Annotated in this window: 28 protein-coding genes; 7 read left to right on the forward strand and 21 right to left on the reverse strand. The window is 39.9% G+C overall.

What is annotated here, in order from left to right; all coding sequences use genetic code 11:
- Window positions 1-2: 2 nt before the first annotated feature.
- The 4 genes from SLH55_RS19235 to SLH55_RS19250 form a co-directional block, all read right to left on the reverse strand.
- On the reverse strand, window positions 3-1214 hold the full coding sequence (locus SLH55_RS19235; protein WP_320324259.1) for an MFS transporter: 1212 nt from the start codon (window positions 1212-1214) through the stop codon (window positions 3-5).
- Complete coding sequence (locus SLH55_RS19240) at window positions 1211-3187, reverse strand: IucA/IucC family protein (RefSeq protein ID WP_219170104.1); 1977 nt, start codon at window positions 3185-3187, stop codon at window positions 1211-1213. The genes SLH55_RS19235 and SLH55_RS19240 overlap by 4 nt, the downstream gene beginning before the upstream one ends.
- Window positions 3153-5054 carry an IucA/IucC family protein gene (locus SLH55_RS19245; RefSeq protein ID WP_320324260.1) on the reverse strand — a complete coding sequence of 634 codons (1902 nt, stop codon included), beginning with the start codon at window positions 5052-5054 and terminating at the stop codon, window positions 3153-3155. The genes SLH55_RS19240 and SLH55_RS19245 overlap by 35 nt, the downstream gene beginning before the upstream one ends.
- Window positions 5055-5272: 218 nt before the next feature.
- Window positions 5273-7396 carry a peptidoglycan D,D-transpeptidase FtsI family protein gene (locus SLH55_RS19250; protein WP_219170311.1) on the reverse strand — a complete coding sequence of 708 codons (2124 nt, stop codon included), beginning with the start codon at window positions 7394-7396 and terminating at the stop codon, window positions 5273-5275.
- 358 nt (window positions 7397-7754) lie between these two features.
- Between SLH55_RS19250 and SLH55_RS19255 the strand changes: the two genes are divergently transcribed.
- Complete coding sequence (locus tag SLH55_RS19255; RefSeq protein WP_320324261.1) at window positions 7755-8150, forward strand: sporulation protein; 396 nt, start codon at window positions 7755-7757, stop codon at window positions 8148-8150.
- 58 nt (window positions 8151-8208) lie between these two features.
- Here SLH55_RS19255 and SLH55_RS19260 read toward each other — a convergent pair whose 3' ends face one another.
- Genes SLH55_RS19260 through SLH55_RS19270 form a run of 3 tightly spaced genes read right to left on the reverse strand, consistent with a single transcriptional unit; the run spans window position 8209 to window position 9887 of the window.
- Window positions 8209-8919 carry a nucleotidyltransferase domain-containing protein gene (locus SLH55_RS19260; RefSeq protein ID WP_320324262.1) on the reverse strand — a complete coding sequence of 237 codons (711 nt, stop codon included), beginning with the start codon at window positions 8917-8919 and terminating at the stop codon, window positions 8209-8211.
- Window positions 8916-9662, reverse strand: a complete 747-nt coding sequence (locus SLH55_RS19265; protein WP_320324263.1) for an HAD family hydrolase — start codon at window positions 9660-9662, stop codon at window positions 8916-8918. Before SLH55_RS19265 ends, SLH55_RS19260 begins: the two co-directional genes overlap by 4 nt.
- 54 nt (window positions 9663-9716) lie before the next feature.
- A complete protein-coding gene (locus tag SLH55_RS19270) occupies window positions 9717-9887 on the reverse strand; it encodes a tRNA U-34 5-methylaminomethyl-2-thiouridine biosynthesis protein (RefSeq protein WP_219170112.1) in 171 nt (56 codons plus the stop codon).
- Between the two features lie 201 nt (window positions 9888-10088).
- On the opposite strand from SLH55_RS19270, the gene safA reads away from it, so the two are divergent.
- The gene (gene safA / locus SLH55_RS19275; RefSeq protein WP_219170118.1) at window positions 10089-10718 is read left to right on the forward strand and encodes a SafA/ExsA family spore coat assembly protein; all 630 of its coding nucleotides are present in this window, start codon (window positions 10089-10091) and stop codon (window positions 10716-10718) included.
- A gap of 89 nt (window positions 10719-10807) precedes the next feature.
- On the opposite strand, the gene SLH55_RS19280 is transcribed toward safA, so the two are convergent.
- Window positions 10808-10993 carry a hypothetical protein gene (locus tag SLH55_RS19280; protein WP_219170120.1) on the reverse strand — a complete coding sequence of 62 codons (186 nt, stop codon included), beginning with the start codon at window positions 10991-10993 and terminating at the stop codon, window positions 10808-10810.
- A gap of 132 nt (window positions 10994-11125) precedes the next feature.
- Between SLH55_RS19280 and SLH55_RS19285 the strand changes: the two genes are divergently transcribed.
- Both SLH55_RS19285 and SLH55_RS19290 read left to right on the forward strand, forming a co-directional pair.
- Window positions 11126-11689: a transposase gene (locus SLH55_RS19285; protein WP_320324264.1), complete on the forward strand. Its 564-nt coding sequence runs from the start codon at window positions 11126-11128 to the stop codon at window positions 11687-11689.
- Window positions 11690-11694: 5 nt separating this feature from the next.
- Window positions 11695-12519 carry an IS3 family transposase gene (locus SLH55_RS19290; protein ID WP_320324294.1) on the forward strand — a complete coding sequence of 275 codons (825 nt, stop codon included), beginning with the start codon at window positions 11695-11697 and terminating at the stop codon, window positions 12517-12519.
- 48 nt (window positions 12520-12567) lie between these two features.
- On the opposite strand, the gene SLH55_RS19295 is transcribed toward SLH55_RS19290, so the two are convergent.
- Entirely contained in the window at window positions 12568-13203 is a 636-nt protein-coding gene (locus tag SLH55_RS19295) for an FMN-dependent NADH-azoreductase (protein WP_206848884.1), read from the reverse strand.
- Between the two features lie 192 nt (window positions 13204-13395).
- Entirely contained in the window at window positions 13396-13821 is a 426-nt protein-coding gene (locus tag SLH55_RS19300; RefSeq protein ID WP_320324265.1) for a DUF1801 domain-containing protein, read from the reverse strand.
- Between the two features lie 339 nt (window positions 13822-14160).
- On the opposite strand from SLH55_RS19300, the gene SLH55_RS19305 reads away from it, so the two are divergent.
- Together SLH55_RS19305 and SLH55_RS19310 are read left to right on the forward strand one after the other, a co-directional pair.
- Window positions 14161-14298, forward strand: coding sequence for an FbpB family small basic protein (locus tag SLH55_RS19305; RefSeq protein WP_219170125.1), 138 nt, complete (start codon window positions 14161-14163; stop codon window positions 14296-14298).
- Window positions 14298-14684 (forward strand): sporulation protein, encoded by a 387-nt coding sequence (locus tag SLH55_RS19310; protein ID WP_219170127.1) that lies wholly within the window; start codon window positions 14298-14300, stop codon window positions 14682-14684. Before SLH55_RS19305 ends, SLH55_RS19310 begins: the two co-directional genes overlap by 1 nt.
- A gap of 35 nt (window positions 14685-14719) precedes the next feature.
- Here SLH55_RS19310 and SLH55_RS19315 read toward each other — a convergent pair whose 3' ends face one another.
- The 10 genes from SLH55_RS19315 to SLH55_RS19360 all read right to left on the reverse strand — a co-directional run bounded on the left by SLH55_RS19315 (window position 14720) and on the right by SLH55_RS19360 (window position 21462).
- A complete protein-coding gene (locus SLH55_RS19315; RefSeq protein WP_219170128.1) occupies window positions 14720-14857 on the reverse strand; it encodes a hypothetical protein in 138 nt (45 codons plus the stop codon).
- Between the two features lie 24 nt (window positions 14858-14881).
- Window positions 14882-15133, reverse strand: coding sequence for a hypothetical protein (locus tag SLH55_RS19320; RefSeq protein WP_320324266.1), 252 nt, complete (start codon window positions 15131-15133; stop codon window positions 14882-14884).
- Window positions 15134-15185: 52 nt separating this feature from the next.
- Window positions 15186-15314 carry a hypothetical protein gene (locus tag SLH55_RS19325; RefSeq protein WP_257475186.1) on the reverse strand — a complete coding sequence of 43 codons (129 nt, stop codon included), beginning with the start codon at window positions 15312-15314 and terminating at the stop codon, window positions 15186-15188.
- 87 nt (window positions 15315-15401) lie between these two features.
- Window positions 15402-15866, reverse strand: a complete 465-nt coding sequence (locus SLH55_RS19330) for a GNAT family N-acetyltransferase (RefSeq protein ID WP_320324267.1) — start codon at window positions 15864-15866, stop codon at window positions 15402-15404.
- A 23-nt stretch (window positions 15867-15889) separates the two neighbouring features.
- Window positions 15890-16720, reverse strand: a complete 831-nt coding sequence (locus SLH55_RS19335; RefSeq protein ID WP_320324295.1) for an alpha/beta hydrolase — start codon at window positions 16718-16720, stop codon at window positions 15890-15892.
- 53 nt (window positions 16721-16773) lie between these two features.
- Window positions 16774-16968: a hypothetical protein gene (locus tag SLH55_RS19340; protein ID WP_219170132.1), complete on the reverse strand. Its 195-nt coding sequence runs from the start codon at window positions 16966-16968 to the stop codon at window positions 16774-16776.
- Window positions 16969-17217: 249 nt separating this feature from the next.
- The gene (locus SLH55_RS19345; protein ID WP_308807587.1) at window positions 17218-18087 is read right to left on the reverse strand and encodes a cation diffusion facilitator family transporter; all 870 of its coding nucleotides are present in this window, start codon (window positions 18085-18087) and stop codon (window positions 17218-17220) included.
- A 398-nt stretch (window positions 18088-18485) separates the two neighbouring features.
- Window positions 18486-19037, reverse strand: coding sequence for a hypothetical protein (locus SLH55_RS19350; protein ID WP_320324268.1), 552 nt, complete (start codon window positions 19035-19037; stop codon window positions 18486-18488).
- A 362-nt stretch (window positions 19038-19399) separates the two neighbouring features.
- The gene (locus SLH55_RS19355; protein WP_219170138.1) at window positions 19400-21082 is read right to left on the reverse strand and encodes an acyl-CoA dehydrogenase family protein; all 1683 of its coding nucleotides are present in this window, start codon (window positions 21080-21082) and stop codon (window positions 19400-19402) included.
- Entirely contained in the window at window positions 21079-21462 is a 384-nt protein-coding gene (locus tag SLH55_RS19360; protein ID WP_219170139.1) for a MerR family transcriptional regulator, read from the reverse strand. Before SLH55_RS19360 ends, SLH55_RS19355 begins: the two co-directional genes overlap by 4 nt.
- A gap of 144 nt (window positions 21463-21606) precedes the next feature.
- Here SLH55_RS19360 and SLH55_RS19365 point away from each other — a divergent pair, with 144 nt between their 5' ends.
- Window positions 21607-22563 carry a nucleoside hydrolase gene (locus SLH55_RS19365; RefSeq protein ID WP_264185986.1) on the forward strand — a complete coding sequence of 319 codons (957 nt, stop codon included), beginning with the start codon at window positions 21607-21609 and terminating at the stop codon, window positions 22561-22563.
- Window positions 22564-22703: 140 nt separating this feature from the next.
- Here SLH55_RS19365 and SLH55_RS19370 read toward each other — a convergent pair whose 3' ends face one another.
- Window positions 22704-23255 carry a 2'-5' RNA ligase family protein gene (locus SLH55_RS19370; RefSeq protein ID WP_219170142.1) on the reverse strand — a complete coding sequence of 184 codons (552 nt, stop codon included), beginning with the start codon at window positions 23253-23255 and terminating at the stop codon, window positions 22704-22706.
- Window positions 23256-23304: the final 49 nt, after the last annotated feature.

Raw genomic sequence — 23304 nt, forward strand, 5'->3', positions numbered from 1 at the left:
CTTTACTCCTTCCACAAATATCGATTACTGCGGACGATGAGGATGGTAAACAGAATTGTCCCCAGTCCCATTGAAAGTCCGGCAACATATGCATCAAATGAGCTTGCAATCCAGCCAATAAAAAGGGACCCAAGGGGAATGTAGCCACGGTCCATGAGGGCGATGCTCAAGACCCTGCCTCTATATTCCCCATCCACCTTTATTTGGATCATGATCCTGCTCAATGTCCGGTAATACTGACTGGTGAATCCTATAAGAAACATGAGTCCTGCTGATGCTAAATAAAATCCGCTAAAGGTGGTAAAAAGGACAAGGCTTGTCCCAAAAGCCAAAGTTGATACTATAAGCCATCTTCCTCCCATGACCGGTTGCCGAAATGCAAGGAGTCCTGTTGCTGTAATCGCCCCTAAAGATGATATGGAAAGCAAGAAACCAAACCCGGCAGAACCAAGATTCATCAGCTCTTTAGAAAAAATAGGGAGCATGGTCGTATAAGGGAATCCGAATATCATGGGGGCGATGGCCACGAGTAAGACAGCGAGAATGCCAGGTTGGCCAATTATGTATTGAATGGTGTCTTTTATGGACTTACTCTCACGCTTTTTTCCCTGCTCTGTATTTTCTTGGTCACCGGGAACCGTCAATAGGGTAAATATGACCAATAATGTACCTGCTGATACCCACAGCATGATGTTACTGGCAGCAAAATATCCCAAAAGTACTCCGGCAAATGCCGGTCCAACCATCCTGGCCACATTGATACTGGTTGTTTGCAGGGTTATGGCGCTCCCGAGCATACTCCCTGGTACGAGGTCTGCCAACCAGGCATTTCTGATCGGCACTTCAAAGCTCATTAACACGGACCGGACAGTAATAGCGGATAATAATAATATGAACGACGCTTGCTCTCCGATGATGAACGCAATAAAAAGAGTCGATACCAGCATTCCACTGTATATGACGAGAAGAGATTGCCTTCGATTATATTTGTCAGCCACCCCACCTGCATACAAGGAAAAAAGGAAAACAGGGATCAGCCTGCACGCATTCAAGATCCCAAGGGATAGTGGTGAATGGGTCCACTCGTACACAATCCAGTTCAGAATGGTCAAGTCCATCCAGTCCGAGCATCGTACGAAGAAACTGCCGTATAAAAATCTTCGAAAGGGTGGTGATTTCAGTGCAAACTGTTGCTGAGCAGGATAATCATTCAATGTAAACCAGCTTCTTTTCCTAATGGATTTTCCACATCAGCATAAAGATAGCCTGCGCTTGGTCTCAATCTCATCTTCGTCAATGCTTTGTGGTTTACTTTTTTATGATATAAAAATTGACGATCTTCTATCACATTTACTGGAACTTCATGGGACAGGGAGGAAAAAATGTCGTCACAAGCCTCTTTGACCAACGTCCAGAATTCCCCTTCAAATACGCCTGACGCTTCTACAAGTAGACGGATAATCTCTCCTAAATGATTCTGGAAGATTGTATAGTGCGCTTTTGAATACATTTCTTCCTTATTTTCAGTCAACGTGATACTTTCAGGGTAAAACTTCGGATACATTCCTCTTTCTTCTAATCGCCTCTTGTAAATTCTTGCCCCACCCCAATCCCTGAAATAGAATCGAACCGGCTTCCCTTTTTTAAAAACAGGGATACTATTCTGAAGATGTCCTTCTAGTGCAACACCATATTTTGTTAGCAGTGTTAGATAGCCTGGAAGTGTGACAGATAAATAGTCCTTAAAGAAGAATCGTGCGCCTTTTCCCATGGTCAGGTTACGATTCGCGCAGTATTCTGTGAGAAGCTCGGCAAGAATCGTATCTTCAGAAAAAGGAGAGGTTGCATACAAGCTATTCCCAGTGATCATGACCTCATCTTCTTTCAATTCATCCTCCCTGTTTTCTCTTACAACCACGGTCAGATTTCTTTTTTGTTCACTGTCATCTGAAATGAATGAGTATCCGGCGATTTCATCTAGTGGTAAAAAGGTTGATAACTCTGCCTCATTGCTTAGCACTTCACCCACTAAAGTACTGAAAACGGTGCTGTTTAGAGCTGTTTGAGTGGAAATCGACCTTACCGTGGACGTCATCTGACTGTTAACGGCCAATTTCACAAATCGATTGGATTGTGTAATGGGCATGACTGTTCGAAAGGACGATGTAGCATGACATTCAACGCTGATTGAATCAATAGGTACGATGATCCCCTTTTCAATTTCATTCTCGTATAAACTATATAAGGCATGATGAAATTGCCATTCATGAACGGGCATGAGTTGGAACAGTTCAGGAGCCAGATCGTTCTCTTCCATGAATTCATGGTAACGCGGAATAACTTCTTCAAACGTCTTTTCAATTACATACGGTTCTGATTCGGTGAATTCTATCCATTCTTTTCGGATCGCCAAAAAGCAAATTTTGTACGTTTGCCTGAATTCCGGGGAATATTTAGCCACATCTTCAGGACTCATTCCCATTTTGGTTTTTGAACCGGGATGCAAATGGTGACCTTCAACGCTCATCTGCTCGAAGAATGCGAGAGAACTCCACGCGGGTTCTACCTTCTTCATATTTTGGATGTACTGGAATGTGGAATGATAGTGGGATAATTGAGAGTCCGCCCTAAGCTTCTCTTTCCAGTGCGATTCTGCGGCGTAGCTGAGTGTTTGATTTGCTGTACCATTGTCAAGTTCACGAACCAGTGCCTTTCCTTCTTCAGTCAGACCCAGAAGGTTCATTAGCTCACTTGCCGTTTGAATACTACGATGGGATTCACGTGATATCCACACGATGTCTCCTTCTAGTGTGACTCGTTGAAAGGCGAGTTCGGATTTAATGGGAAATAAGATCATATACTCACCGAAGGATTTCATTCTGTATGAAATCCCTTCTTTTAATTCAACATTCTGCAGCTGGTGAAGGAAAGGCTCCCATTGTTTGTACACTTTTAACAGACTTGTGACATATACAGATCCTATTTTCTTAATTTGTACAGAATCGCTGTATAGTGAGTTTACGTTTTCTCTTAAGAGGGAAGCGGCCAATTTATGGAGTATCGCCTGTCGTCCTTTTTTTATATTCTGTTTAAAGTGTGTAACCAAATGCGGTTGCCTTTCTTCCAGGTAGCTCATACATTTTAATTCATCTTCAAGCCAGTTGATTTTTGCAGATAGTAACTTCATCAGTATTCCCCTTTCGCGTTAATGGATTGGGAGCGCTAATATATACGTTTTCCGTAAATGCATTAGAAAGACGCATCTTTATCAGTGATTTTAAGTAAGTGACAGGACCGAAGATTTCCTGTTCGAATTGAGATGCATTCTTGCAGTGGGCTGCATCTTCTTTTATAGAATCAATTGTAGATTGGATGACTTCCGCAACCTGTTCCCACAGAAGTCCTTCGGAAAGTCCGGTATCCTTTATAATTCCTACGATGATTTCTCCTAAATGGTTGTGCAGGACTGCATGTGAGAACATTTTATATAGATCAACAGCTTCTGTAGTAAGTAAGTTTGTTTTATTACTGATTCTTCCGTCTTGGCACTGTACTGGAAGGCGATTTTTTAATATTCTAATCCCTCCGTTGTCACGAATCATCAATGTTTTTGGACAATCGTTTTCAAAGATCATGATGGCATTTTGAAGATGGGCTTCCAGACTGACCCCATATTTTATGATTAAATGAATAAGTCCCGGAATAAGTGTATTGGAGTACTCATGAATAAAACGGACTGCAGCTGCTTCCACAGAAACATTTCTTTCTATTGACCATTTTTCAATGATTTCAAGTGAAAGTACCTTTCCCGACACTGGTGAAGTGTTAATTAGAGCGGCTCCTGGAACAGCTATTTGTCCTTTCTCCAGTTTCTTTTCAGGATTTTCCCTGATAAGAGCGGACAAGTTTTTTTCTAGATTGATAGATGTTTCTATCCGATGAGAACGATAATGCCCCCCGCCACATTCTGATAAAAAATGTATCTTCTCCTTAATTTCCGGATCGTGAATACAAACGATATTCAACAGTTCCGAGATTATAGGACCATTCCATACCGATGTAGGAGAAACGATTCTCTTTGCACTGGTCATTTGAACATTTAATGCTGTCTTCAAATGGTGATGTCTCCGGTTATGGGGTGCTAAAGAACGAAACGAAATGAGCGGCTGTGAAGGGATGGTCATGTCAATTGGAATAAGCAGTCCCTGTATCAACTCTTCCTTAAAATAACACTTTACAATATGCTCGAATTGCCAAGGGTGGACTGGGATGATTTCGTAGTCTTTTAGATCTTTCTGTAACTCTTTGAATTGTCTCTTCATTCCAATTTCAATGGCAGGATATTCTTTCAATAAAATCTCTGTCATGGTCGGTCCACCTTTTACAGTGCTGAATGACGAAATATCTTTATGAATGGCGACAGGGTGGACGTTTACCTCTCCCTTCCATTCTGGAGCATATTTCATCACTTCTTCCCCTGTTAATCCCAGCCTGGTTTTCGAACATGGATGGAGTGTGTGGCCTTCAATGACCGATTGCTCCAGGAAAACAAGCGGACTGAACTCAGGGTTCGAAGACTGTCGGTGCAGGTACTCAAATGTCCCTATACCTGAGTAAAGGTCCTTCTGCAGCTCCTCTGCCGCTAATGCCAATGCGTCATTTTTCACACTGTCCTCCAGTTCATTTATAAGAAGTTCTAATTGTCGGGAATCTACTTTAGGGAAAAGTTCTTTGATTAACTGTGTCGGTGTATGTATTTGGGTAATAGACCCTTCTTTTTTAACAGTAATTCTCCCTCCGATATCCAACTGTCCAAGGAAGTAGGAATTTTCTATCGGTACGGTGATCTTGACGTTTTTCACTGGTGTGATGTAGATGAGCTTTACATTTTCTTCTGTGGTTTCATAGGTGTATTGAATGAGTCCTTCCCGTATCATGGCCTGCATTAATTTATTGAGGATACGAGTTTCTGATTGTTTTAGTTTTTCATTAGCTAGTTTTTGAATCCTATTGTACTCATCTTGTTCTGAATGGCACCCAGTAGATAAAGTCATATCTATTCCTCCTTTTGATGAGAATCATTTTCAATTACAAAGTTTAATTGAAAATGATTCTCATTGTCAATCTAAAATACGGAAATAAGGAAGAAAGTCCTTTAAAGGGTCATATGTTTACTGTGATTCTGCCCTTCATGTTATGATGATGAAATACTAATAAGAACCCCATGACAAAATAAAAGAGCAGCCCTTGGTTCAAAAGGGCTGCTCTTTCATTATTCCTCTGTCGTTTCTTGATCTTCAAGCTGATCTGCATTGCGAACTTTCTCTTCGGTTGAAGAGTTGAAGTATCCGTCTTTTTCGTATTGTTTTTTCAGTTCGAAGTATTTGTCCATCGCTCTTTTAGCGATTGTTTTATTAACGTAAGGATCTTTGTCTTGATGTGAATAAGGCAGGACTACTGAGAAAGCCACTTCTGGGTTGTCGTATGGTGCATAGCCGATTAAGGTTGTGTTGTAGGTATCGTATTGTCTTTTCTCCTCTGGACTATAGTAAAATGCTTCCGCAGTACCGGACTTAGCTGCTGCATCGTATGGTGCGTTTCTAAAATTATTTGCAGTACCTTGGCTCCCATGTGCAACCTTATAAAATCCTCTCTGCACTTGCTGAATTTGTCTTTCCGTTGCATCGATCCGATTTAAAACCTTAGCATCATTTTCGTAAATCAAAGGTCCAACTTTGTCCCTTTCCTGGCTTGGTTCCCTAATTTCCTTCATTAAATGAGGTTCCATTCTGAAACCTCCATTAGCGATTGTTGATGCATATTGTACAAGTTGCATGGGTGTATATAAATCATATTGGCCAATGGCAAAATCCATTAACTTACCTGGCTCTCTTTCTGTCCCTTTTAACCCTTCGACTTCACCAGGGAGATCAATGCCCGTCTTTACTCCAAGTCCAAACTGACTATAGTAATTTCGCATGGTATCAAAAGCTTTTGGATCCATATCAATTGGCTGATCCTTCCTGTATACACCTCCAGCGATTTTTATAGCTGTTTTAAACATGTATGCGTTCGAAGAAATTTCAAGGGCATCGATGTCATTTAAGTACATTGGCCCTCTAGAAAGGTTAAACCATGATCTTTTAACCGGAGTGCCCTTTATTGCGATCGCTTCATCATACAAAACATCCCCAACATTCAACGCTCCGGTCATATATCCCGTCAATACAGTAGCACCCTTTACAGCAGACCCTACCCCATATTCAGAAGTATACGTTCCTAAAGCATAGTCCTGTAATTCAGTCTTTCCATTCTCATCCTTACCGTATTTCTTTCCAACCATTGAAAGAATTTCACCTGTATGGGGATCCATCATGACGACAAATGCCCGATCAAGAAAAGGAGATTCCCAATATTGGGATGCTTGTTTACTGAGTTCTTCTTCAACAATTTTTTCCAGTTCTTTTTGCAACTTTAAGTCAATGGTCAAAACGACGTCTTTTCCGCTATGTCCCTCGCTTACGAGCTGAGTGTCCAGGACACTCCCGTTTTTCGTAATATATTCGATTTCTTCTTTTTGCCCTTTAAGGACATTTTCATACTCAGACTCAAAATAGCTCGTTCCTACCCGGTCATTCAAAGCATAGCCCTGAGCCTTATAAGCTGTTACGAGTTCGCTAGGCAGACCTTGTTGAGAGGTGGAAACCCTTCCCAGAATCGTCCGCAACGTACTGTCATTCACATACTTCCGTTCCCAATCGGTCGTAACGTTAACGCCGGGCATTTCCGACAAACGTTCACTCACCCTCGCCATCTCCTCCATAGATACATCCTTATTCTTAATGATCTGAGGACTGAGGGCATATCCCGTATTGAACTCACGGAAAATCGCCAATACTTCTTTTTCCTGATCAGAGAATGACTCAATATCCTTTTTCGTGATTCTCTCTAACTGCATTTCGTAAATCTTTTTGTTTCTGTCATCCTCTGCAAGATCTTCATCATCTTCCAGCTTCTTTATTTCTTCTTTGGTAACCAGTTTTTCGGCTTCATCTGGATGTGTGAGGAGCCAGAAATCCTGGCGATCACGATCGGTGATTTTTTCTGTATCCATTTCAATCAGTTCAGCCAATTTCTCTGCTACCTTCAGCATATCTTTAGGTTTGGTCGTTTGTGTTCTTGTGTACGTAATGGCATTCAATGGAACGTTGTCGACGATGACATTTCGATATCGGTCGTAAATTTTCCCTCTCGGAGGTGTTCCATTATGGGATTTCACATTTTCGGTTCTTGCGACTTCTGCTTCATAATGGTTTCCCTGCACGATTTGCACAATCCCAAGACGAAGAATCAGAAGTGAAAATAGAAAAAAGACCGAAATAAACAGTAAATTCATTCTCAATGGGACATGGGTTTTTTTCTTTTTCTTCTTATCCTTCAATTTTAATAACCCCTTTTAAGCTCGTATTTTACCAAAATATGATAATGTTCTAGTCCTATTTTATAGAATTTTCGACTATTTTTCTACCTCTATATGGAACAAATTCCATTTAATTTACTACAGGTGTGTTGTAGTTAGATACAGGAATTGTGGAGTGAAGGCTAACAGAACGAAACGCAAAATATGTCGAAGGAGGAATATAGACAAATGGGGTTTCTTTCTTTTAGAATATAATCGTAGATTAGGTGCAGATAATTGAAACCAAAGATCTCCATAATACGTAGAATTGGTAACTAGATGAATGAGAGGTTGAATGGCTGTTATGTTTAGTAAACTGATGTGCAGATTCGGTATCGGGGCAACAAAGATTGATTTAGTATTGAATAAAAAGGAGTTCCGCCCAGGTGATGTCATCAAGGGTGAATATGAACTTACCGGAGGAAGGGTCGAACAGAAATTAAAGAGGATCGAAACAGACCTCCTTCAGTATAATCACTCCATCGATCGTTCATCTGTTCTTCACCAAAATACCATATTAAGTTCATCCACCATGAAAGCAAACGAACAACGGTCCATTCACTTTTCGTGCAGACTTTCAGATACGTTCCCGCCGAGCAGTGAAACACTTTCCTATAAGTTTGTCACACGCCTGGTCTTCGATGATGGTGTGAACAGTGTGGATCATGATGAGTTTCAAATTTTGATATAATGATCGTGCAGAAAAAGCCCTTCAATTTCCAGAAGGGCTTTTTGATATTGAATCAAGTTTATTTCTTACCCATTGAAAATCCTTCAAACAATCTGCCACCATGGCCATCGAGTACGGTATCAACCAATTTCACAATGGCGTTCTTTTCGTCCTTTCGATAGAATTGCTCGAAAGCGTGTACATATTCGCTGGCGAATTGCAGATCATATTCCTTCAATGCTCGAATGATCCATTTTGAAGATCCAACCCAATGACCATTCGTTCTTAGCACAAATTCATGAAGCAATTCGCCTATTGTATTGGCAATGCATAAACTTTCGCCCCGATTCGTTGATCCAATGAAGTCATCTAGAGCATCTGTTAGAAAATACCTCTTCCTTTCAATGGTTTCTAAAGACCAGCTTGGAGGTCCGTCCCTCAATAATGAGTTCGCCTCTTGTTTGAGTGCTGTGATGACAGGATGTTTGATGAGGGGAATGCCCTCTGCTACCATTCTTGGCAGTGATGGTCTAGCCCTCTCACAGTCAGATTGAAAATATTGACGGATGGTTTGCTGATTGTGTACGAAAACTTCTATCGGCCAACCGAATTCGATAAGGGATTCGCGGTATTCAGAGGGGATCTGTTCATGGATGACGACAATATCGAGATCTGATGTGGATGTCTCTTCTCCCCTTACAACACTCCCTGCGAGAATGGCGGCTTGACTCGTTGGGAAGTGTGATTCGATGAATTCCTTGGCTGCATCAATCGCTGTTGGTCTTTTCATCTTAGCCACTCTTTTCTGTAGATTAATTCTTCCATAGCCAGCAAATGTTTTACTGTATAAGACGGATATACACTTCCTGGACATTCATAGTCATGTTTATTAATCCAAATTGTATCCATTCCAATGGAATCTGCCCCGGAAATATCAGTGAAATAGTTGTCACCAATAAAGAGGGCCTTGCATGCTTCTACTCTAAACAGTTCCAGTGCATGTTCAAATATTTCTATTTGCGGCTTGGCGAAACCTATCGGCTCGGAAACAATGATCGCGGTGTCGGGGAAGATATCGTCTAGGCCAAGTCGCTTAACCTTTTCGTAAGCATTAAATACCGTCCCATTTGTGACGATCCCCACTTTTACATACTTTGATACATCAGAAAGGAAACGGTGAGTTCTGGTTTGAGGTTGTATCTGCTGTATATATGAAATCTGGAAAGTTTTAACCATCTGCTGTAGAAGTTCGGGTGTGCCGTCTATGTTTATATTGAAATCCCTCAAAGTATTCTCAAACCTCATGGAGGAGAATCTCTCAAAGCTAATTTCATTAGAGGCAAATTTGGGCCACAAATTATGATTGTGCGTAGTGAATATTCGCAAAAATTCAGCTGAATTAAGTTTGGATATCAAGGGGAATTTAGCAATGGTATTTATAACTCCCCTTTCATATGCTTCTGAGTGATCGAATAACGTATCATCCAGATCAAATAAGAATACTTCATAGCCATTAAGCCATAGAGGTTTCATGAAAGTTCTCTTCCTTTATCCATCTATAGATATGTGATTTGAATGCTACAGTATTCATAGAGACTCTGTAATATCTTCTTTCTCCTTCCTCCGTCCTATGCTGTATCCAACAACGATACCCAGGATTAAGATAAAAAGATAATCTGTTTCAAAACCGTTCGTGAAGAAGCCGCTAATGCCCCAACCTAGAATGGCACCGAATGTCAATAATAAAATGGACTTCACATAACGCACTCCTTTCAAATCAGTCCAACTTTAGTTTCTTATATTATACCAATTATGACCATAATTTGGATGAGTTCATGATAAAAAAGTAACCGTCTGACTCGCTAGAAATATTTACTATGTTCTGATTTAATGGGTTTTTTATACTGGTGGTAACAACTACCTGTTTAAAAGTTTACAGAATTATATTTCAATAGAACTATGAAAACTATTAAACTTTTATTTATCTCATTGTTGTCTGTCACTTTAGTCTTTGGTTTTGGTAATTCATCCAAGGTTTCCGCTGCAGGAACTTACCAGGTTACATATGGGGATACGATGTGGAAGATTGCCGTTAAGAATCAGGTGGGTGTTTCTGAATTAATCACAGCTAACCCCCAGATCAGTAATCCAAATATGATTTACCCTGGTCAAAGCTTGAATATTCCAGGTGTAAATTCCACTGCTCAAAACTATACATATGAAGTGGTGAAATTGGTCAATGTGGAACGTTCAAAAGTCGGTCTCCCTCCTCTAAAGGAAAACTGGGAGTTATCCAGGGTGGCGAGGTACAAATCTGAAGACATGATTAATAAGAACTACTTCAGTCACACTTCCCCGACGTACGGATCTCCATTCCAAATGATGAAAGATTTCGGCATTTCTTATCAAGCAGCAGGAGAAAACATCGCTGCCGGTCAGAGAACACCTGCAGAAGTTGTAGAGGCCTGGATGAATAGCGAAGGTCATAGAAAAAATATCCTTTCCCCGACATATACTGAAATCGGAGTTGGGTATGTGAAAGGTGGATCGTACGGTCATTATTGGACTCAAATGTTTATTAAAAGGTAAATATTCCAAAGAATAAAATCCTTTTACTTCATAAAATGACTCTGGTATCGAAACCAGGGTCATTTTTTTAATGAGAACTCTACATATGATTAATATATGGATTGGTCGATTTCAAGAATGATTGTAAAACTACCAGGATATGTAGGGATAACCTCTTGTACATAAACCGAATGAGTTCCCGTTTCTTCCCTTTTTCTTAAAACAATTCCTTGTAACAATTCCGACAGTGACTCTTCCTTACTAATGTTGATATCCATAAACACTTGATCTTTCACATACTCACCTCCCTTGTATGTTTACGGGTGAACGTCTGGTGAAGTTTCATTTTTTGAAAAATAAAAAAGAGAGCCAACACGGTATCGACCCCCAAAAGTTAGAGTAGAAAACTAACTTTTGGGGGTGTTTTTATGGCTAAATATAGTGAGGAATTTAAACTGAAACTTGTCACCGAGTATCTGGATGGCCATCTTGGATATAATTCATTGGCGAAAAAATATAACCTACCCTCTAAGACACCACTACAAGATTGGGTAAGAGCTTATAAAACACAAGGAATAGAAGGTATAAAGCGAAGAGAAATAAACAAAGCGTACTCTGTTCAATTTAAATTAGATACGATACTATTTATGTCAGAGACAGGCGCTTCTTATCAGGAAACTGCGGAACAATTTAAGCTGAACAATCCTTCATTAATTCATTCTTGGACGAAAATATTTAATGAACAAGGAGTAGATGGCCTGAAACCTAAATTAAAGGGGAGACCTTCTATGTCTAAGAAACCTAGTAAATCGGAGAAGAAGGAAGAGAAAAAGGTAACACGCGAAGAGGAATTAGAACGCGAGAATGAATTACTAAGATTGGAAAATGCGTACCTAAAAAAGTTGAGAGCTTTTCGGGAGAATCCGAATGCCTTCCGCGAAAAGCACAAGCCAAGCTCGCATTCGAACTCAAAGAAGAAGGATTCCGATTAAAAGATATTTTCCAAGTAATAGGGATTCCCGAAGCAACCTACCACTATCATGTGAAGGGTTTTGACAAAGAGGATTCGAATACAGAATTAAAAGAACTCATTACTTCCTTATTTAAAAAATTTCATGAACGTTATGGATATAAAAGGATTACGAAGGAATTAAAGAAATTAGGTCATCATATCAATCATAAAAAAGTATATCGTATTATGCGAGACCTCGGATTGAAATGTGTAAAATTCATGCGGAAATCCCGTAAATACAATTCGTATAAGGGGAACGTTGGAAAAGTAGCGAAGAACCGATTATCACGCTGGTTTAACACGCATGTCCCTCTACAAAAATTAGTAACTGACATCACAGAATTTAAATGTCTTGACGAAGAGAAGTTATATTTAAATCCCATTCTTGACCTCTATAATGGAGAAATCATCGCGTACGGAATCAGGAAACGTCCCACGTTAGATCTAGTCATGGAACCTTTACATGAAACGATAGAAATAATAAGAAATCACGAAATCTATCGAACCACCATACATTCTGATCAAGGCTGGCATTACCAGCACAATCAATGGGTGAAGACATTAAAAAAGAATAAGGTATTCCAAAGCATGTCACGGAAAGCTACATGCGCAGACAACGCTGTAATGGAAAACTTTTTTGGTGTTTTGAAGCAGGAAATGTATTATGGAGAAAAATTAGTTACCTTTGAGGATTTAAGAAGCCGGATTGAAGAATATATCCACTGGTACAATCATGAACGTTCAAAAGAAAAATTGGATGGACTAAGTCCAGTCGAATACCGAACTCAGTCCATCCAATCAGCTGCATAACAAAACTCTAACTTTTGGGGTTAGCCACCCACGCTGGCTCTCTTTCTATTAAAACGTTTGAGCTAAATCCTTTGCTCTTGCAATCGCATTTTCTTTGATTTCATCTGCTTTATCAGGCATTGCAGCATGTCCTTCAACGAACAATCCTTCAAATGAAGGGACGCCGTAAAATTGCATCATCACTTCAAGGTAGCGGTGGCCCATTTCCATCGCGGCAGCCGGTCCCTCTGAATAAATTCCTCCACGTGCTTGTATGTGTAGAGCCTTCTTGTCCGTCAGAAGCCCTACAGGACCCTGTTCTGTATATTTAAAGGCTTTGCCAGCAACGGATACAGAGTCAATATAAGCTTTCATGACAGGTGGGAATGAGAAATTCCAAAATGGTGTAACGAAGATATATTTGTCCGCCTCAACAAACTGATCGGACAATTCACCCAGTCTTCCCACTTTTGCTTGTTCTTCTTGTGACAGTTCTTCAAAACCATTACCTGATTGTAATTTACCCCATCCACTGAATACATCTGCATCGATATGTGGAATGTTCTCCTTATATAAGTCAACATTAACAATTTCATGCGTAGGGTTTGCTTCCTTATAAGAATCAATAAATGCCTTTCCTACAGCCATACTATAAGACTGTGTGTCATCGTGGGGATGAGCTGTAATATATAAAACCTTTGTCATGTAAATCGTCCCTTTCTAAATGTGAAATTCTACTACTCCAGTCTTTGATTGCCACCGTATATCTCGAAATGGAATAGTTTTAATTCAAGATTAATAATATAGGATATTATCGATTAATACAAATCTAAAGCTTACACTAATAAAAAATAAGGAATTAGTCTCATAAGATGGAGACTGATTCCTTATAAAATGCTAATGATTTTCGGTATAGATCGTTTGCAGGTAGGTTACTGATTGAAGGATCAATTGCTTTAAAACAGATTCATCTATATCTGCCATTTTGTTTATGTATACACAAGCTTTTCCCGATGTATGTTTTCCAAAAGTATCTAAAAGTTTTTCCCTATTCGGGTCACCAGTGGCAAAATAAAGGCTTATCTTCGCTTTACGGGGTGAAAACCCCACCAGTGGCGCATCCCCCTCGTGGCCGGTCTTATATTTGTAGTGATATGAACCGAATCCAATAATACTTGGTCCCCACATCTTCGCGTCGTATCCGGTGGTTTCACTAAAAATATCAAGAAGTCTATATGCGTCTTCCTTTTTTCTCGGATTGTCAATCCTCTCAATAAATTCAAGTACACTATTATCATTTTCTTTCGTTTTCAATTCATACATTTGAGCATCTCCTTTTCATTGACATCATTACTCACTACTTCGCTTTTTTCGTTGTGGATTCCTGCATGGGATATGACTTTTCTTAGTACACCATTTCCATTGACAACCAACATAGTATGAAGTATGATTGTCTCATAATTTAATATTCTCCTAAAGGGGAGTAGCTGTAACAATAAAGTCGTCATTACAGAGTGTACACTCTCGGCTTTATTGACAACAATGTTGTTAGCGAGACCTTTACCAGTTGGTGAAGGCTTATATATGTTCATTAAAGACCTTTACCGCAACCGGTAGAGGTCTTTTTCTTTATCACTTCACTTTGAAAGGAAGTAGTGGAACATGAAAAAATTAAAAACAAACCTCTCGCAACTAATAGAACAAAACAAAGAAGAAATTTTGAGCGATCAACAAGAATTAGATAAAATCGAGAAAAAAATAGACATGAAATATACTTCTACCAATAAGGAGAATGCCTAATGATTTTGCGGAAATACATGACCCTCTTCGGTATAGGTTCGGCTAAAATTGATTTGGTCTTACCCAAATCGTCATTTAAACAAGGAGAACTTTTGCATGGGTATTTCTTTTTAGAGGGCGGAATCATTGAACAAAAACTGAAGCGTGTAGAATGTGATTTGGTTATGATCGATAGAAATGGGAAGGAAGAAAAATGCATTGATTCGACTACTGTATTAAAATCGGACATCATTCGTGCGGAAGAACGAAATAAACTTTCCTTTACCTACCGTATACCCGGTAAACTCCCTTCTTTTGAATCAGGATCACGGTTTCTGTTCAAGACCAAGCTGACATTTGACCAGGGGGTTGAAAGCGTGGATGAGGATTACATCTCAATTGTATAAAGAAAAGGCTCGCAGACAGCTGCGAGCCTTTTCAGTCATGCATTTTTATTTTTCAGGTCCTCGAGTAGTGAAATGATTCTTTCATTCTGTTCAATCATCGTTTGGTTCTGTTTCCGGAACTTAGTAAAATCAAATGAAAAGATTAGAAGGAAAATAGCTAAAACAATACCCATTCATCTTTCCCCTCCTTTTTAATACTATATTTTTCTTTCAAAGTGTTCTTGTATCCAGACCTTAATGGATAATATACAAAATACAATGCCACTAACCAAAAATAACGCGACAAATAGATTATCAAAAAGTGATGGCATATCCGGTACCGTCGGCCATTCCCCTCCTCCCACTCTTTGTGCCGCCCAGAAGATGTAGGCGCTCATTCTTTCGAGCGTATAAAGTGTTCCGCTGACAATAAGAAAGGCAGAACCTATTATGAGAAGTGTACGGTCCATGTCAATGCTCCTTTTGTTTAAAATAAATTAATTACATCTCTAATGGCAACCACTACTTTCTTTTCCTTATTAATATGTAAAGGGATACGATGAATAGAATGAGAATGATGGTAAAGATTTCTGCATTCCCTATAAAGAAATAACTGTCTTCATAAGTGTATGTTCCCTTTTGATCTGTCATTAGAAATTCCTCCTTGCCATTGATCTGTCATTAGAAATTCCTCCTTGCCGTAGAAGAAGGCACCTTACAATCGGGTGTCTTTTTCTCTTAGAGCAGTTTGGACATTAGCACATTCGTTACTTCATATCCTGAATTTTGGTACAAGGAACGGGCTATTTTGTTGTGGCCGAATACGTGAAGAGAAATTTTTGAAAGTCCCATTTCCCGTGCAAACGAATCAAGTGCCAATAAGGCTGCCTTCCCGTATCCTAATCCTCTTTTGCTCTCAAGGACTTTTATGTCATAGATGAAAATTTCTTTTTGTTCTTCTTTCACATGAACCCATAAGGTCCCTACTTTATCCTGGTTCTCTTCATGATATAATGTGAATAAGTGGTGATTGATCGTTTGAAGTCCATCCGGTAATAATGTATTGAACTCCTCTTCTGCTTGTGACAAAGCAGATTCTTCTTTAAAATTGCCTGCTTTGGTTTTTTCTTCTGCATATTCCTTTATGGAATCCTTTCTCCAATCACCGTATTCGGTTTCTGTCATAGGTCTTAATTGAATCATTTTTTTGTGTTCCTCCTCTGTCTTTATTTCCACCGTATGTTTATCTCATTTACTACAACATCCGGCCGGTCCCAATGAAGAAGGTGAGTCGTTCCTGGAATACATTTTACTTCCCCGTGGGTCTTTTCCTTGAAAATGGCAGCCGTTTTTATCCGTTTTGCTTCCATGCTTTGTGGGAGAGTCGCCCTTAATAACAAAACAGGAGCTTTTACTTTGTGGTAAATTTCCTCTGCCTCATCCTTATGCATGGCACGAATAAAATGAGCGGCTGTTTCCCCGCGGGCATGCCAATAATATCTTTGATTTTGATAAAGGCAAAGATCCTTTGCTGCTTCGAGTTTCTTAGAAGACCAGTGTAATGTTTCGCTCTGGACGAGTGCGAGAAAGTCTTCCCATGTTTCCCAGACCTGTTCAAAGTCTTGTTCATAATAAGCAACTTCATCCTCAACCGTCTGTTCCGAATGACGTTTACCTTGATAGCCTCCATCAATCAAGATGCAATCCTTAACCTTCTCGGGATATTTGGCAGCATAAAAGAGAGCTGCGAAGCTACCCCATGAATGTGATAAGAAATAAAAAGAGTTTAATTGAAGTAAATTCACTACCTCTTCCAGCCAATCGGCGATGTTCTCCATTTCATAATGTTGAGCATGGGCAAACGGGTAGGTCTTTCCATGACCCGGTGCATCAATGGAAATAATCCTGAACTCTTCCCGTAAATCATATGCGATGTCAATAAAGCTGAGTCCTGTACTTCCCAAGCCGTGAAGACAGAAAATAATGGGTTTATCCGGATTTCCCCATTCAGTTACGTGTATGTGTTGATCTCGATTAAGAATAAAATATCGTTTAATGGTGTTCATCTCCTATGTATACTGACTTTCAATGAAGAATTAGGAGGGACGGCTCATTCCCCTCCACCACCACCGCAATCTCCTCCATCAAATCCACTGTCGCAGCCTGCTTGATCTTGGTTTCCATCATAGGAGCCAACGTAACCCCCATCTCCATTTCGATAGTCCCGTTTTGAAGAGCTTGATAGATTAAGAGCCATAATGGTTATAATAATCGGCACTAACAATATGATTATCAATCCTGTCATGTTCATCACCTCTTACTAATCTATACGTATAATGGAAGGATTGGTTTCAATTATTCTTCTAGTTTACCATTATCATCCAAGCTATTCACCCATTGCATGAAGGTTTTTTATATAGACCCACCCGTAAATTCACCATTTTAGAATGGGTTTCTTTCAAAAAAAAAGGACCCGAATTTGGGTCCTTCTTTAAGGAGAGTAGCAATTAACTCAATGTTTTGATGAAACCATGAATCATGAATTGTGTTAACATTAATTCGGTTCGACATGAACATGGACGTCATAGACTTCGTGCTTATCCTTCAACTCACCCTCAACCTCACTCGATATATCATGTGCCTCTTTAATATCCAGAGTAGATCTAACCAGGATCACCACATCTACAACCGTATTATTCCCGTAATTTCTTGCCCGTATATCTTTTACGCCTTTCACCCCAGGGAGATCGAGGACCGTTTTCTCATAAGATTGTATAAGCTCTTCATCGAACCCGTCCGTTAGGTAATGAGAGGCTTCCATAAAAATGTTCCAAGCGGTTTTACAGATCAGAAGGCCGACAATGACTGCTGTAAGAGGGTCTAACCAAGGAAAAGAGAATTGAGATCCAAGAATGCCGATAACGGCACCAATGCTCACCCATGCATCTGAAAGGTTATCTTTAGCTGCAGCCATAAGGGATTGACTATTGATTTTCTGTGCTAATTTTTTGTTGTACCTATATACAAGGTACATGACTATCGCTGCACCTATGCCGGTCCAAGCGGAAAGTAGGTCCGGGGATTGCGTCTTTCCATCAAAAACAGACTGTATGGCATTGTACAATACCTGGATACCTACGACCATCATGATAAACGAAGCTATCAAAGAAGCCACGCTCTCCGCTTTCCAATGACCGTATGGATGATCATGATCTGCGGGCTTCCTCGAATATCTAAGGCCAATCAGTACGGCAACGGAAGCAACGATATCTGTCGCATTGTTCAGACCATCTGCTCTTAAAGCTTCAGAGCCGGCAGATGTGCCGATAAAAAATTTCATAATAGCTAATATGATATAAGCAATGATGCTAATGATTGCCCCACGCTCACCCAGCTTTAACTGATCATATTTTTCTTGATTCACCATTCATATCCTCCACACCTTTTATGTACTTGAATATCATAGCAACCCATCCCAATGTGGGTCTATAGCAACCTTCTTTAGTGAAGCAATCTTAATAAGCAGCAGTTAACAATGTTTCCTGGAGCAAACTTTTATGAAGGCATAAAAAATAGGACTGTTTAGTCAGTCCTTTGAGAATATAGATACTATCACGATTTTTGACTCATTTAGCCTATGTGTAAAGCAAGCCTGGATCAAATACATTTGATCCAGGCTTGCTTTACACATAGGCTACTTTTCAGCTTAGCTGAAAAGCGGGAGAAACCGGGGTTTCTCCCGAATGAGTCAAAAATCTGGGTGTAGCCTCTAATTGGAAATCTAAATCAAGTCTTTTTTAGAATGCTAACCGTTTTCCCCTATCAATCTACAATATCGGCTGCAAAGCTTGGCTTAGTCAAACCAGCTTCTTCGTAAACAGCGGCCATTTTCTCTTCAAATGACGCAAATTGCTCATCCGACTCTGCGTATTCTGCGTTTGCTTCGTCTGAAAGGTTGGCAGCTCTAGTTTCATATGATTTTGCAAGGTCATCAAGTGCACCTTGTATCTCTTCTTTCTTGGCATCGAGAGCAGCCGGTACTTCAAGTGCATGCACATCTTCTGCTACTTTTTTAGCCGCTGCCTCGGCATCGGTCTTCATCTTTGCAATCTCTTCAGCACTTGGCTTTTCTTCCTCTTTTGCCTTGGCTGTTTCAAATGCGTAGATAGCAGAGTCATTTGCATTCACTGTATCGATGATTTCCATTTGATAGTCTAATAGAGCGGTTTTCATATCCATCTCATCCGACTTTGCTGATTCCTCTGTTGCTTCAGGCTCTGTTTCTTTTTCTTCTGTACTACCTTCATCGCTACTGCACGCAGCGATAAATAAACTCATAGATAGCAAGAAAAAGGGTAACATCAATTTTTTCATCTACAATTCCTCCCCATTCATTCGTTCCTACAATTACATATATTACCTTATTCTCTTTTATTTGTAAACAAATGGATATCGTTTTGTCTTAATTGTAAATTTTCCCCGAAGCAAACAATAGAAATTCCCGTGCAATGACCGTCTAAAAGGTATTCACTATCATATATGTATGGAATTCAGTATTTTGGTAACGATGGATAATAACATATTGCATAATAGGAGGTGTATCTCTTGGTGACGAAAGAATGTCCTTGTGAACGCTGTACGTGCAAGACGAAAAAAGAATGTGATTGTCCATGCTGCTGTGAAAAATAAAAAGAAATCCCTGGACTTAAATGAATACCGGGGATTTCTTTTTTTATTTATACCTTTACTTTCACCCCGACGATTTCGTCGAAGTATTGTACAGATTTCATTTCTTCATCCATCCATTCTGTTTGTTTCCATGTTTGCTCGATAAAGACTTCAGCAATCATACGTTTTCTCTCTGTACCAAAGGTATGGGCATCTTTAAGTGCGATTACACTTTCGAAAATACGTACCATAAGCTCTGCGATTCTCTTTGCATGATACGTTTGTGTATCGTGATGGGCCGTCTCAACCACCGTCAATAGTTGTTCCAGTTTCGCGATTCCTTTGGTTAAGGGAACAGCGAATGAGGTGAATTCTTCTGGCATAAGAGATAGCTCTTCTTTCATTTCGGCTAGAAAGTATTCATGAGCACGATATTTATTCATTAACCTTAGAACTTCAAGCCCTAAGATATTTGCTGTACCTTCCCACACAGTCAATACCTGGGCATCCCTGAGTAAACGTGGAAGAACGAAGTCCTCGATGTAGCCATTTCCCCCGTGCATTTCGATCGCTTCGTGAGAGAAATGAATGGCCTGTTCTGCTGACTCTTTTTTCAGAATGGCTATAAGCAGGCGGTTTAGTACGGATTCTTCTTCTGTGGAAGGAATATCATCGGATACGACACGATTGAACAAATCTACGAGATGAAATACCGCACTTGTTTCCACTTCCTGTTTGGCAGCGAGGCGGGTCAAGGTTTCTTTTACCATTGGATACTGAGATAACGGGTGCCCGAATGCTTCACGGTAGAAAGCATAATTTCGCGCTTCAAGGTAGGCTCTTCTCATGATGCCGATGGAGGCAATGGCATTACAAACCCGTGATAAATTCAATGCTTCCATCATATAGTAGATACCCCGGTCCGGTTCACCGACTAGATAAGCTTCAGCTCCCTTGAATTCTACTTCTGCAGATGGAACAGCCCGTACACCCAATTTATCTTTTAACCTGCGAATGTGGATGCCGTTAAGCGAACCGTCATCGTTTCTCCATGGAACAGCGAATAAGCTCAGACCCTTTGATCCGCTGCCTGACCCTTCTATACGGGCCAATACCATCGTCACCCCACACATACCTGCATTCGAGGCGAAATATTTTTCACCCCATAGGCGATAGTTGGTTCCATGTGGGATGGCTTTTGTATCGTTAGCGCCAACATCAGAGCCTCCCTGCCTTTCAGTTAAGAAGGTCGCCCCCTCATATAATTCGATCTCTCCAGTTGATAGGATATGAGGAAGGAACCTTTCTTTCAGCTCACGAGAAGCATATTTTTCAAGAAGGAGGGCTGTCGCCATGGAAAGAGTGACAGGACAATAGAAACCTGGCTCTGTTTGAGATAACAAATATCCCTGAGCATAGGAAAATACATAATTTCCTTTACGTCCAAGCTCAGGAATGTTTTTATGAATATAGCCGACAATCCCTTTATTGTAGGTCTGTTCAACTGTTTTCTTGTAACCTTCATTCACCCAAACTTCAGAAATTTCTTCCCCTAACCGGTTGTACTTAATGAGCTTGGGCTGGCCTTCACGATCCGTGTGGACGGCTCGCTCATCGATTTCACCGGCACAAAGTTTACCGAATTCGTTTAGTGATCGATCAGCCCAGGCGAAAAAATCTTTGTCCAAGTAGCATCGGAGTATTTCTTTTAGATGTGGATCTTCCGTATAAAAATTTTCGATTCTTTTCATTCTATCTCTCCTGAATATTGTAATTTTTTAATGAATTCGTCCCTAAGGGTTTCCATTTCAAATTTCATATCCTCCAGTTCCTGAATGAAATGGGTCACCTCCTTTATTCGCATGTTTCCATACTGTATTGTTCGTTCCAGTTGCTTTCTTCCACTTCGATCCTGATCAAATAGTTGAATCATTTCTCTAATTTCCTCTAAAGTAAAGCCGAAGCGTTTTCCCCTGAAGATTAATTTTAACCTGGTAACGTCTCGTTTTGAGTACAGGCGTCTACCTGAATCACTCCTGTCTGGATGCAATAATTCAAGTTCTTCATAATAACGGATAGTTCGCGTGGTTACATTGAAATCCTTCGCTAACTGCGAAATGCTGTAGTTCATTTGAATCAAGCCTTTTTGTGAAAATTTTGATATTTATATTTTAACATTGACGTTGACGTAAAGTTCAACTGCTTTCTAAAAAAGTTTATTCATAAACAGAACACCCTTTTCCATATACTAGTGAAAAATACGGCGGTGAGAGTCTTGGTTAAGGTATTGTTATTTGCCGATATTGGAATTGATGATACAATTGCGCTCATCTTTTCTTATCTCAGTGAAGATATTGATCTGGTTGGTATTGTGGCGGATTATGGAAATGTACCGAGAGCACGTGCTGTTACGAGCGCTCATTATTTGATGGAATCATTGAATCTTAAAGATCAAATTCCAATTATAGGGGGAGCCGAGGTTCCTATGACAGCTGAGCAGCCAAAATACTTTCCCGAAATACATGGTGAATATGGACTGGGTCCTATCAAACCTTTAGCATATGAAGGAGAAATCGAAAACTTTTTTGAGATTACCAGATTAATTGAGAAATATGGTAATGAACTTATCATTGTGAATGTGGGAAGACTTACTTCGCTTGCCAACATGTTCATCCTTTATCAAAGTCTTATGAATAAAGTAAAGAAGATTTATATTATGGGCGGGGCATTCTGGGTACCAGGAAACGTGACGGCGGTGTCAGAAGCGAATTTTCACTCTGATCCGATTGCAGTAAAAATCGTGACGACATATGCAAAGAATCTTACCATCATCCCGCTGAATGTTACTGATCATGCTATTGTGACACCCGATATGGTGAATTACATCCATCATAAAGGACGTACCCAATTGGTCAAGCCCCTGTTAGATTATTATTATGCGTTTTATAAAAATAGGAATCCGTCTATAAAAGGCAGTCCGGTCCACGATGCGATAACCATCATGGCAACAATATGCGAGGATATGTTTTCATTTCGAGAACTGCCTGTTCATATCGTCACCTCGAGCACAGGTATCCATCGGGGACAGAGCATAGCCGATATCAGGCCATATATTCAGTTCGAAGAAAAAGCAAATAAGCACCGAATCGCCTTTTCCTTTGATTATGGATTGTTCTTCAAGAGGTTTATGACGGTGATGACTGGAGAATCGTTCGAGGAAAATAATAAATAATATCAGTTCAGCTCTGACCCTTCCTTTAATGTGGACGTTGCAAGAGTCTTCCCGTCAATGATTAATGATTAAATATGTCTCTACACCAAAACACCAATTGGCGTAAAGGAACATGCTTTGGGTGTTTCTGAATTTAAGATTTATCTTTTTAAAGATTGTGAAAATACAATAGGTGCATCCACACAATCCTTGGAATCGTCAACTAATTCAATTAGAGCTATATCGGTAATCTCTGCCTCAATCTTGTATCCGCGCTCTAAGCAATGTTGGAATCCATCCGCTAATTTCTCCGGGCTAAGCTTATTTGCCAATGTGCAATGAGGTATCCAATTACCAGGAAGATAGAGTGGATTTGCAGACTCATTGAAGGTTTGAAAGTGATCGTGATGATAAGTGTGAAAATCCAGGAGTTCCCTCGTAACAGTCGGAGAAAGAAAAAGGGTGCCGAAATTTAGAAATGAACCTACTGTATTAAACACAACCTTAAGTGCTCGATCATCTTGATAAAACATTTTTAACGATTTTATATATTCTTCTTTATTTAGATCGGTATAACTACCAATTGTAAGATGAGGGCGGGCATCGTTGATTTCTTCTTCATAATAAGAAATATCCTTAGCCCTGAGTTCTTTCCAAATTTCCCTGATCCGCTCTTCCGTTGCGTCATCGAATAAAGCAATTACCCAATACATAGTAAACCACCTTTCATAATATACGTATTTATTCATCTGCCACTTCCTT

The organism is Rossellomorea sp. YZS02 (assembly GCF_033963925.1).
Taxonomy (GTDB): domain Bacteria; phylum Bacillota; class Bacilli; order Bacillales; family Bacillaceae_B; genus Rossellomorea.

Coding starts and splice junctions, on each gene's coding strand:
- SLH55_RS19240 (WP_219170104.1), bottom strand. CDS start 3,187: ATGAAGTTACTATCTGCAAAAATCAACTGGCTTGAAGATGAATTAAAA.
- SLH55_RS19245 (WP_320324260.1), bottom strand. CDS start 5,054: ATGACTTTATCTACTGGGTGCCATTCAGAACAAGATGAGTACAATAGG.
- SLH55_RS19250 (WP_219170311.1), bottom strand. CDS start 7,396: ATGAATTTACTGTTTATTTCGGTCTTTTTTCTATTTTCACTTCTGATT.
- SLH55_RS19255 (WP_320324261.1), top strand. CDS start 7,755: ATGGCTGTTATGTTTAGTAAACTGATGTGCAGATTCGGTATCGGGGCA.
- SLH55_RS19260 (WP_320324262.1), bottom strand. CDS start 8,919: ATGAAAAGACCAACAGCGATTGATGCAGCCAAGGAATTCATCGAATCA.
- SLH55_RS19265 (WP_320324263.1), bottom strand. CDS start 9,662: ATGAAACCTCTATGGCTTAATGGCTATGAAGTATTCTTATTTGATCTG.
- safA (WP_219170118.1), top strand. CDS start 10,089: ATGAAAACTATTAAACTTTTATTTATCTCATTGTTGTCTGTCACTTTA.
- SLH55_RS19285 (WP_320324264.1), top strand. CDS start 11,126: ATGGCTAAATATAGTGAGGAATTTAAACTGAAACTTGTCACCGAGTAT.
- SLH55_RS19295 (WP_206848884.1), bottom strand. CDS start 13,203: ATGACAAAGGTTTTATATATTACAGCTCATCCCCACGATGACACACAG.
- SLH55_RS19300 (WP_320324265.1), bottom strand. CDS start 13,821: ATGTATGAATTGAAAACGAAAGAAAATGATAATAGTGTACTTGAATTT.
- SLH55_RS19305 (WP_219170125.1), top strand. CDS start 14,161: ATGAAAAAATTAAAAACAAACCTCTCGCAACTAATAGAACAAAACAAA.
- SLH55_RS19310 (WP_219170127.1), top strand. CDS start 14,298: ATGATTTTGCGGAAATACATGACCCTCTTCGGTATAGGTTCGGCTAAA.
- SLH55_RS19315 (WP_219170128.1), bottom strand. CDS start 14,857: ATGGGTATTGTTTTAGCTATTTTCCTTCTAATCTTTTCATTTGATTTT.
- SLH55_RS19320 (WP_320324266.1), bottom strand. CDS start 15,133: ATGGACCGTACACTTCTCATAATAGGTTCTGCCTTTCTTATTGTCAGC.
- SLH55_RS19325 (WP_257475186.1), bottom strand. CDS start 15,314: ATGACAGATCAAAAGGGAACATACACTTATGAAGACAGTTATTTCTTT.
- SLH55_RS19330 (WP_320324267.1), bottom strand. CDS start 15,866: ATGATTCAATTAAGACCTATGACAGAAACCGAATACGGTGATTGGAGA.
- SLH55_RS19340 (WP_219170132.1), bottom strand. CDS start 16,968: ATGACAGGATTGATAATCATATTGTTAGTGCCGATTATTATAACCATT.
- SLH55_RS19350 (WP_320324268.1), bottom strand. CDS start 19,037: ATGAAAAAATTGATGTTACCCTTTTTCTTGCTATCTATGAGTTTATTT.
- SLH55_RS19355 (WP_219170138.1), bottom strand. CDS start 21,082: ATGAAAAGAATCGAAAATTTTTATACGGAAGATCCACATCTAAAAGAA.
- SLH55_RS19360 (WP_219170139.1), bottom strand. CDS start 21,462: ATGAACTACAGCATTTCGCAGTTAGCGAAGGATTTCAATGTAACCACG.
- SLH55_RS19370 (WP_219170142.1), bottom strand. CDS start 23,255: ATGTATTGGGTAATTGCTTTATTCGATGACGCAACGGAAGAGCGGATC.